Source organism: Massilia sp. CT11-108 (genome assembly GCF_047302915.1).
Taxonomy (GTDB): domain Bacteria; phylum Pseudomonadota; class Gammaproteobacteria; order Burkholderiales; family Burkholderiaceae_D; genus Telluria; species Telluria orientalis.
The window spans coordinates 1-1,097 of sequence record NZ_JBKYMO010000965.1 but is presented as its reverse complement, the minus strand read 5'-3'; the positions used below and the strand labels follow the sequence as shown (position 1 = coordinate 1,097).

Here is a 1,097-nt window from a genome sequence, read left to right as displayed (position 1 = left end):
ACCAGCACCGCCAGCGCCACCACCAGCGCGAACTCGTGGAACAACAGGCCGATCGTGCCCGGCATGAACAGCACCGGGATGAACACCGCCACCAGCGACACCGAGATCGACACCACCGTGAACGCCACTTCGCTGGTGCCCTTGATGGCGGCGTCGCGGGGCGCCATTCCATCCTCGACATGGCGCATGATGTTTTCGAGGACGACGATGGCGTCGTCCACCACCAGTCCGACCGCGATGGTGAGACCCATCAGGGAGATGTTATTCAGGCTCATGCCGAACGCGAACATCAGGCCGAAGGTGCCGACCAGCGACACCGGCAGGCTGATCGATGGGATCAGCGTGGCCGCCAGGCGCCGCAGGAACAGCAGGATCACGAGTACCACCAGCGCGATCGTCAGCAGCATCGTCAGGTTGACGTCATGGACCGCATCGCGAATCGATACCGAGCGGTCGTTCAGGACCGTCACCTTGACCGAGCTGGGAAGCTGGGCGACCAGCTTCGGCAGGGCGGCGCGGATCGCGTCGACGGTCGCCACCGTGTTCGCTCCAGGCTGGCGCTGGATCTGCAGCAAGATCGAACTGGCGCCATTGATGCCGCTGGTATTCTGGTTATTCTCGACGCTGTCCAGCACCTGCGCCACTTCGCTCAGCCGCACCGGGCGCCCGTCTACGGTGGCGACGACGACAGGGGCGAAGTCGGCGGCCTTCATCAGTCCTGTCGCCATCTGGATGCTCATCATCTGGCGGCGCGTGTCGAGCTGGCCCAGCGGCGCATTCGAATTGGCGGCCTTCAGCGCCGCGGCGACGTCCGGCAGCGCCAGGCCGAGCGCGTTCAGGCGGTCGGGATCGACCTGGACGCGCACCGCATAGCGGCTCTGCCCCGACACGTTGACCTGCGCCACCCCGCTCAGGGTCGAGAGCGCGGGCACCATCAGGTTGTCGGAAAAGGCATTCAGGTCGCTCAGGCGCAGGGAAGGGGAGCTCAGGCCGATCAGGAGGATCGGCGCGTCGGCCGGGTTCACCTTGCGGTAGGAGGGCGGCGTCGTCATCTCGGCCGGCAGCGAGCGCGATGCGCGGAACAGGGCGGCCTGCAC

Annotated in this window: 1 protein-coding gene; it reads right to left on the bottom strand. The window is 66.5% G+C overall.

The genetic code is table 11. The annotated features are described in order from the left end of the window. On the bottom strand, positions 1-1,097 hold a 1,097-nt coding region (locus tag ACEN88_RS32390; RefSeq protein ID WP_413346330.1), incomplete at both ends, for an efflux RND transporter permease subunit.